The sequence below is a fragment of the Citrobacter sp. Cpo109 genome, from assembly GCF_030332565.1.
Lineage (GTDB): Bacteria > Pseudomonadota > Gammaproteobacteria > Enterobacterales > Enterobacteriaceae > Citrobacter > Citrobacter portucalensis.
On the sequence record NZ_JAOWHQ010000050.1, the window covers coordinates 42,452 to 50,040 of the forward strand.

The 7,589-nt window shown below is 55.9% G+C and carries 8 protein-coding genes; all 8 read right to left on the reverse strand.

The genetic code is table 11. The annotated features are described in order from the left end of the window. Positions 1-54: 54 nt before the first annotated feature. Positions 55-1,155 carry a phage late control D family protein gene (locus OGY71_RS06555; RefSeq protein ID WP_286613007.1) on the reverse strand — a complete coding sequence of 367 codons (1,101 nt, stop codon included), beginning with the start codon at positions 1,153-1,155 and terminating at the stop codon, positions 55-57. Next, complete coding sequence (locus tag OGY71_RS06560) at positions 1,152-1,637, reverse strand: phage tail protein (protein WP_000980407.1); 486 nt, start codon at positions 1,635-1,637, stop codon at positions 1,152-1,154. The genes OGY71_RS06555 and OGY71_RS06560 overlap by 4 nt, the downstream gene beginning before the upstream one ends. Next, a complete protein-coding gene (locus OGY71_RS06565; protein ID WP_286613008.1) occupies positions 1,634-4,699 on the reverse strand; it encodes a phage tail tape measure protein in 3,066 nt (1,021 codons plus the stop codon). The genes OGY71_RS06560 and OGY71_RS06565 overlap by 4 nt, the downstream gene beginning before the upstream one ends. Then, a complete protein-coding gene (locus tag OGY71_RS06570; protein WP_001397628.1) occupies positions 4,692-4,811 on the reverse strand; it encodes a GpE family phage tail protein in 120 nt (39 codons plus the stop codon). Before OGY71_RS06570 ends, OGY71_RS06565 begins: the two co-directional genes overlap by 8 nt. A 14-nt stretch (positions 4,812-4,825) precedes the next feature. Then, a complete protein-coding gene (locus tag OGY71_RS06575) occupies positions 4,826-5,128 on the reverse strand; it encodes a phage tail assembly protein (protein ID WP_019077474.1) in 303 nt (100 codons plus the stop codon). Positions 5,129-5,182: 54 nt separating this feature from the next. Next, positions 5,183-5,698: a phage major tail tube protein gene (locus OGY71_RS06580; protein ID WP_086550357.1), complete on the reverse strand. Its 516-nt coding sequence runs from the start codon at positions 5,696-5,698 to the stop codon at positions 5,183-5,185. Between the two features lie 9 nt (positions 5,699-5,707). After that, positions 5,708-6,880: a phage tail sheath protein gene (locus OGY71_RS06585; protein WP_275399036.1), complete on the reverse strand. Its 1,173-nt coding sequence runs from the start codon at positions 6,878-6,880 to the stop codon at positions 5,708-5,710. Positions 6,881-6,963: 83 nt separating this feature from the next. After that, positions 6,964-7,521: a recombinase family protein gene (locus tag OGY71_RS06590; protein WP_048233364.1), complete on the reverse strand. Its 558-nt coding sequence runs from the start codon at positions 7,519-7,521 to the stop codon at positions 6,964-6,966. Positions 7,522-7,589 lie beyond the last annotated feature (68 nt).

The following is a 7,589-nucleotide window of genomic DNA, read 5'->3' on the forward strand; positions in this document are numbered from 1 at the left end:
CACTCTTGCCGTATTCGCAATAATGATACAGCATTATTCAATATTGAGAACCAATTATTCAATTTCAAGATCATCAATCTTTACTTCAAGCTCCATGCTGGTCGTAAATCCATTATCCGGGCTGACAGAATGCGTCAGGGTGGTAATGGTCCATTCTGCATCATCGATCGGCTGCTTAAACCCTGTAACCTTCACCGGCATTTCCGTATAGAGATCAGCCCGCCCCTCAGCGAGCTGCAGGGAAAATGAAGCAACCCCACGCTGCAGACGTTCCCACTGCATTTTTGCTGCGCGCTCTGCATTGCTCCGGTTGGCGTAGGTACGATTAAGAACCAGCACGTTTTCATCCGTTCCCACCAGATAATCGCCCTGTTTTGCTTCCAGCTCTTTGGGTGTGGTGGTTTTCTTTCGACGACGCTTAACACTGGTTGTCTCTTTTTTCCTGGGTTCACGCGTATGCAACCAGCTGGCAATAACGCCGGTATAGGCACCACGATCAGCAAGGGTGAACCGATGACCGTCACCGGCTTTGCGCGTGATGGTGATAACCGGCAGCGGCTTGCCACTCGCCGTTCTTCCCTGTCCCTGCCGGATAAACAGCAGATTCCCGTCCTTAACGGAAGCAATCGCCCCATACTGTCTCGCCAGTTTCATCAGAAAACTTGCATCGCTTTCATTGGTCTGGTCCAGATGATCCAGCGCCTTATCCTTCAGGTCATTACCCAGCGCCATTTTGAGGTTATGCCGGGCGGCTATTTCCTTTACCACCTCCCCCACCGTTGTCTGATGCCATGATTTTTCGCGCCGTGTATTGAGAGTTTCACGGAAATCTGCGCTACGCGCCCGGATGGTCAGCCGGTCAGGGGCACCGCTGTGTTCAATTTCATCCACAGTAAAAGTCCCTTTAGGGAAAAGCGGCAGGCCTTTCCAGCCCAGTGCCAGCTGAATCACTGCCCCACGTCGCGGCAGGGCGATCAGCCCGTCGGCGTCGTCCAGCTCCAGATCAAGCTGGTCCGCTTCAAAGCCCCGGTTATCCGTCAGCGTCAGACTCATCAGGCGGGTATCCAGCACGGTCGTCACGTCCTTACCTTCAATGACGATACTGAAAGCCGGGCTTTTGCTGTTCAGATTCAGAAGATCAGAATTAACGTTCACTGCAGCAATCCTCCTACCGTGTTCTTAATCCCCCCAATCGCAGAGGCAGCAGAGTCCTGCAGGTTGCTGAGCTGGTCACTCAGGCTCCCGAACATGTCAGACAGCGATTCATCAACCCGTTTGAGGGTGATCGTAAACTCAATGCGCCTGGGCATGCCGCTTGCAAAAAACTCCGTCTTTGTCTGGCTCAGACTTTCAATAACAAACATGCCGTAAATGGTTCCGCTGCCTTCAATCAAAGGCCACGCTTTGCCCTGCTCTGCCATCAACTCCAGCGCCAGCAATGACAGCCTGCCTCCGGTCACTTCCGGCAGCAGAACCCCGGACAGTGTCAGTGAATCATTATCCGGGCCAAGAAACTGCGTTGACGGGCGGCGGTTCACCCGGCTGTTGGCGGCATGTCGCCAGCTGCGCTGATACTGCAACTCCTGATAAGGGACAGTGCGCAACATAAATACATATAAACCCAGCACCATCATCATGATTCATACCCCCCCTGATCGCTGAAATTGCTGCGTGCTTTTGCCCTGGCCCTGCGTTCCCGCTCGTCAAGCTGGCGTGCCACTTCACGGGCAATATCCTGCGCACTCTGTCCCGGCTGCGCGACGATATGAATGGGCGCATTTATCTCATAACGAATAACTGACGGCGGGCTGTCAGCCTTCACTGGCTGCGTCTGGTATGCCCTCGCAGGCAGACTGAACGGATGAAGCGGGGCCGCTTCTGCAGGTGTCGCAGCTACCCCCATCACGCCAGCAACGACAGAGGCAAGCGCAGCAGTACGCCGCCTGCTGGTGACATTTGCCGGTCCGTTCACAATTTCAGGGCCATTTTCTCCAACAATGCCAAACTGCCCGCGTGGAATGATCCCGCCCGTGTCGTACATCCCTGCGTAAGCCGGAAACCCGCCTTGCGGCAGCACCACTTTGCCGTCACTGTTCACCGTGGCGGATTGCTGCTGCGTGACCTGCGCAGGCAGTTTCGCCTTTGCCGCCTCCTTACTGACAATACCGAGCTTTTCCAGTAGCCATGACACACCGGATTTAAGAGACTCCAGCGGGTGCATCACCCTATTCAGACCTTCCGCCAGCGCCTCACCAAACCGGCGCCCCATTGCAGCTGCGCTGTTCAGTTCTTCGGAAGTGGATTTAACCGGGGTCAGCAAATCATTGAACCAGCCCCACAAGGCCTGCACCCTGTCACCAATCCACTGAAACACGGGTCTGAGCGGCTCAAAGGCGGCGCTGATGGGTGCAGCAGCGGCTTTGAACCCTTCCACCACGCCCCCCAGAAATGCACTGATGGGCTGCCAGTATTTCCACACAACCAGCGCCACACCAGCCAGCGCAGCCACAACCAGCCCTATCGGACTGAGCAGCGCACCCAGCAGGCCGGAAATACCAAACAGCGCGCCGCGAAGTAATGCCAGCGGACCAGAAACAAGAAAACGCAATACGCCACCGGTAGCTGTCAGCCCACCCCGCAACGCCGCCAGCGGGTTCATCACCATACCGATAATATTACGGATGCCTGACATACCGGCACGGAACACGGCAAGCGGCGCACCTGCCACCGTTTTCAGTGCATTACCCGCTATTCCGGCTGAGCGACGCAGGGAATTAAGCGGGGCACTCAGCAACCCGACACTGCCACCGGATGACGCCATACCCCGACGCAACAGGGAAAGTGGCGCACCTGCCAGCCATGACAGGGCACCGCCAGTACGTGTTACCGCTGCAGCAACGGAAGGTAATGTTTTTACACCCAGCACAGACAGGCCAAACCGAATCACCGCAATCGGCCCCAGTACAGCAGCCACTGCCACGGCAAGTGTACCCAGCCCGACAGTGACAGCCGCCGTAGCCGCCGCCACTTTCATCAGCGTGCCAGCCAGCACGGGATTCTGCTCCACCCAGCGACGCAGCGCCCCGGTCACGCCCTTAACCATGCCCATAATGTCCATCAGCGGCTGACGCAATGTTTCCCCCAGACTGCTGAAAGCGTTCTGCGCGCCGGTCTTAACCAGCAACCACTGCGCAGACAATGAATCCTTGTTAATGTCGGATTCTTTCTGCATGGAGCCATTAGCACCACTGCCTGATGTGAGTTTCAGCTGACGCTGCAGCTCCGGCAGGTTGTTAGCCAGCTTTGCCGCATCATCGCCAAACTCTTTACCAAAAATCATTGTCATGGCTGACAGGCGTTTATCCTGCGGCAGATTGTTGACCTTCTCCAGAACCCGCTGAATGGTGCCCATGGCATCGGTGGTCATCTGCTTTTCAATCTCCGCAGGATTGAGTTTCAGCAGGTTCATACCTTCAAAGAAGCGTTTACTTTGCATGGTGGCAATGGACAGTTCACGCACCATGGCATTAGAGGCACTGGCAGCAATTTCCGGGGCAGCCCCAAGAGAAAGGAATGTTGAACCCAGCGCAGCAGCCTTTCGGAAGTCAAGGCGGTCAGCCACGCCCCCCATACGCTGCAGGACGTTAATAATGTCCCCACCCTTTGACATGGCGTTATCGTCCAGGTAGTTCAGCGCATCGCCCAGTTGTTCAATATTACGTGTCGGCACTTTATAGAGCTGCGCGATTTTCCCCAGCCCTTCCGCCAGCTCATCGGCGGGCAACTCAAAGGCCGTTGCTGCTTTTGCCGCCGTGGATGCAAAGGCCAGCAGGTCACGTTTCTGGTCTTCGTAAGGATCGTCCTGGCTGGTCACGCCCATGCGCGCGCCGCCTTCAACCAGCGCGGCATAGTCTATAGCACCATTCTCCATCGGCAGTTGCTCACTGGCAGCCTTAATGGCATCCTGCATGTCATAAAACTGTTTTGTACGGTTGCCGTTATCGTCCCGCAGCCCGTTTACCTGCTTTGCCACGCCTTTCATGGCATCTTCCATGCTGGCGTAGCTTTTCACTGCAGCCATAACCGGCGCACCCATTGCCAGCCCGGCAGCTGTGGTGGTGGCTCCGGCTCCGGCTATACGATCCCGAACCTCAAGACGGCGCGAATACTGATCACGAACCGCATTCATTCTCGCCTGCTGTTCACCCAGGCGTTTCAGGGATTTTTGCTGTCGCTCCAGTGCCAGTCTGGTTTCATCGGCGTTCTGCCGTAGCTCACGCTGTGCGCTGCTCAGTTTCTTTGTATCAAGCCCTGCCTCATTCAGCGCAAGGCGCTGACGCTGCACTGACTGACGCAGCCCGTTATATTTTCCCTGTAAATCGGTAACGCGATTTTTAGCCTGCTCAAGCAGTCTGGCCTGTGCTGCCGTCGGGCGGTTGGTCGCAGTAAACTGCGTGGCGAGTTTTGCCGCTTCTTCGCGGGCAGCTTTAAGGCTGTTACCTGTGACTGCCAGCTGCGCGCTGGCCTTACGGAAGCCATCAATTCTGCCCGCCTGAGAATCTAACTCTTTCAGCCGGGCGCGGCTTTGCTGAATAGCGGCAGCCAGCTTTTTTGAGCTGGCCTGCGCGGATCGAAATGGGCGGGTGAGCTTGTCAACCGCATTCAGAATCACCTGCAGACGCAGGTTATTGTCACTCATCGCTGGCCCCGCTTCTCTGAATCGCTTTGTGCCGCCACTCCAGCACCTCTGTCAGCGGCATAACGTCAGTGATGGACGGCGACCAGTGAAAGATGGTGGCGATATCCGCCACCAGGTCATCAATCGTCAGGCTGTCGGTAAACCGGCAAGCACCGACTTCTTCAACAAAAAAGTCACCACCTCGACCGACAGCGCGGTGAGATCGGCGGGGTCCAGTTCAGCCATTTCCTGTGCGGTCAGCGTCGGGGTGGAAATACGCGGGATCACTGTCATCATGGCCCCCACGTCCATATCCATAATGGCCTGCAGGCGGGTGCCGCGCAGCGCACCAGACTGAGGCTTACGCAGCACAATTTCGGTGATTTGGGTTTTACCGCGCATGACTGGCGTATCCAGTTGTACGGTTTTTTCAGTCAGCTTGTCGCTCATGTTCGTTTCCTGTTAATCAGATACTGGCGCGGATCACCGCGCCGTTAAGTTAAATCAGAGGCCAAGGGCGTTACGGTGTGCTTCCATCAGGTCCACGCCGTCAACGATTTCAATCATGTTGACCAGATCAACCTCATAGAGCACTTCGCCGTTAATGGTCAGCTTCGCGTAGCTGTTGGTGCTGCTGACTTTGGTGGTGCTGCTCTCGCCGGTTTTCCACTCGCCGGAATCCACTTCTTTATGACGCCCGCGCACAACCAGCTCAACGGCCTGAACTTCGCCGGTATCGTCACGCTGAATAGAGCCGGTGAAACGCAGCTGGATGCCATCAACGGTTGCCTTGCCCATCTGCTTGAATAACAACAGTTCGGTGCCGCCGATTGAAAATTCCGTGTCCAGTGCGCCGTCATCCAGCCCCATATCCACATCCACCGCGCCCGGCATACCGCCGCCGCGATACTTCTCAAACTTGCGGGTGAATTTCGGCAGAGTCAGGGACTCAACGATCCCCTGCCAGTTGTTCCCGTCGTTGAACAGGTTCAGGTGTTTTAACTTGCGTGGTAATGCCATGTATCCCCCTTATGCACTGACACGGCTGGCAAAATCGACCAGGTAGCGATCGGTGATGCGCTGGCGCAGCATCAGATTTTCAAGTGGCGGCACAGGCGTGTAGTCGTAGTCGATGGTGAGCTTCCCGGCTTTCAGGGAGTCTTTATCGTTCACTGACTCATCCAGCCAGCAGTCAGCCCCGATGAGGTATCCCTGATTTACCAGGCTGCGTAATTTGGCGCGAATACCTTCGATAATGTCGCGGGCCAGTGACGGATTCAGTGGCTTATCCACCGCCCACATATGCCCCTCTGCAATCGTGTCAGCCAGCACCTGCGCCGTGCGGGTGTAGTTCTCAAACGCAAACAAGGGATCGTCACTGAGGCAGCGGGAACCCCAGAAGCGGAAGCCGTCTTTGCAGATCAGCGTGGTGACGTCATTCTGGTTCAGCAGTCCCGCGTCCGTTGCCGGGTCCTGCAGATCCCAGAACACATCAGCGGAAATACCGGTGACGCCATTCACACCCACGTTGGACAGGGTTTTGTGCCAGCCGGTCTGTTCGTCGATTTTGGCGCGCAGACCGAGCGCACGGGCCGAGGCGTAAGCCGTGGCATCGGCTTTCAGAACGGTGTCAAAGTTGATGAAATCAGGCCAGATCAGCATCCCTTCTCGCTGGCTGAAATTGTCCCGGTAAGCAATGGCTTCCTCCACCGTCTTGCAGCCCCAGGCGGACAGATAAGCAAAACCGCGCAGACTCTGCGCCACACTCAGCAGCTCAGTGGCTACCGCCTGCGTGTCATGCCCCGGCACGCCGAGAATGCGCGGCTTAACTTTCAGTTGCGACTGCGCAGAAAGCAGCGCTTTCATCCCCGTTTTTTTACCGTCGGACGTGACGCCACCGATAATATTCGAAGTGGTTTCCGCTTCGGTTTCGCCCTGCGCCACGCGCACAACAACCGTCACGGGTTTTGACTGGTCGGCAATCGCATCCAGCGAACGAGCCAGCGTGCCGGACTCGCCTGCTTTACCGCTGGCCTCCAGCACATCCGTCAGCAGAACCGGCTTATTGAGAGGGAATACGGACGCATCAGCATCATCGCCGGTGCAGACCATGCCCACGATAGCGGTGCTCACCGTGGTGATAGATCGGGTGCCCTCGTTGACTTCAACAACGCGCACCCCGTGGTGGTAATCCTGAGCCATAGCGGCGAACCTCCTGATTGGAATAGGCTTCGCCCTATGTTGTATTGATTACGTCACGCAGACAGCTGCGCGGCGTTGTCCTGTTAATCACACAATGTCGCAGGATATTTGCGGTATAATGTCGAGATCCCCACATCAAAAATTAAAGCAACCCGCTGCCGTGTTTCACCTGCAGCAAGTAACCTGCCAGCCTGTGCCCATTGCTCTGGCGTCAGTTTTGGTCTTCGCCCTCCAATCCTGCCTTTAGCTCTTGCCGCTTCCAGTCCCGCACGGGTTCGTTCCACTATCAGCTCGCGTTCCATCTCCGCCAGTGCCCCCATAACGTGAAAGAAAAACCGCCCCATTGGCGTACTGGTGTCTATGCTGTCAGTCAGACTACGGAAATTAACTCCGCGCTGCCGGAGTTCTTCTATCAGGGTAACAAGGTGTCGCATGCTTCTTCCCAGCCTGTCGAGCTTCCATACAACCAGCGTGTCTCCCTCTGACAACGTCCTGAGCAATCTTTTTAGCCCTGGCCTGTCTGCTGTTTTTCCGCTCATTTTGTCTTCAAAAATTAGCTCACATCCTGAGCGTTCCAGTGCATCACGCTGCAGCGCTGTGTTTTGCTCACTTGTTGATACGCGCACATAGCCGACTAACATTTGTTTTCCCTTATGCAAAAGCCCAAATAATGCCAGCCAGACGGGAAAACAGCATTTTCTTAAACGTT

Excerpts from the sequence above, each read along its gene's own strand:
- OGY71_RS06560 (WP_000980407.1), bottom strand. The coding sequence starts at position 1,637 with ATGATGATGGTGCTGGGTTTATATGTATTTATGTTGCGCACTGTCCCT.
- OGY71_RS06565 (WP_286613008.1), bottom strand. The coding sequence starts at position 4,699 with ATGAGTGACAATAACCTGCGTCTGCAGGTGATTCTGAATGCGGTTGAC.
- OGY71_RS06575 (WP_019077474.1), bottom strand. The coding sequence starts at position 5,128 with ATGAGCGACAAGCTGACTGAAAAAACCGTACAACTGGATACGCCAGTC.
- OGY71_RS06580 (WP_086550357.1), bottom strand. The coding sequence starts at position 5,698 with ATGGCATTACCACGCAAGTTAAAACACCTGAACCTGTTCAACGACGGG.
- OGY71_RS06585 (WP_275399036.1), bottom strand. The coding sequence starts at position 6,880 with ATGGCTCAGGATTACCACCACGGGGTGCGCGTTGTTGAAGTCAACGAG.
- OGY71_RS06590 (WP_048233364.1), bottom strand. The coding sequence starts at position 7,521 with ATGTTAGTCGGCTATGTGCGCGTATCAACAAGTGAGCAAAACACAGCG.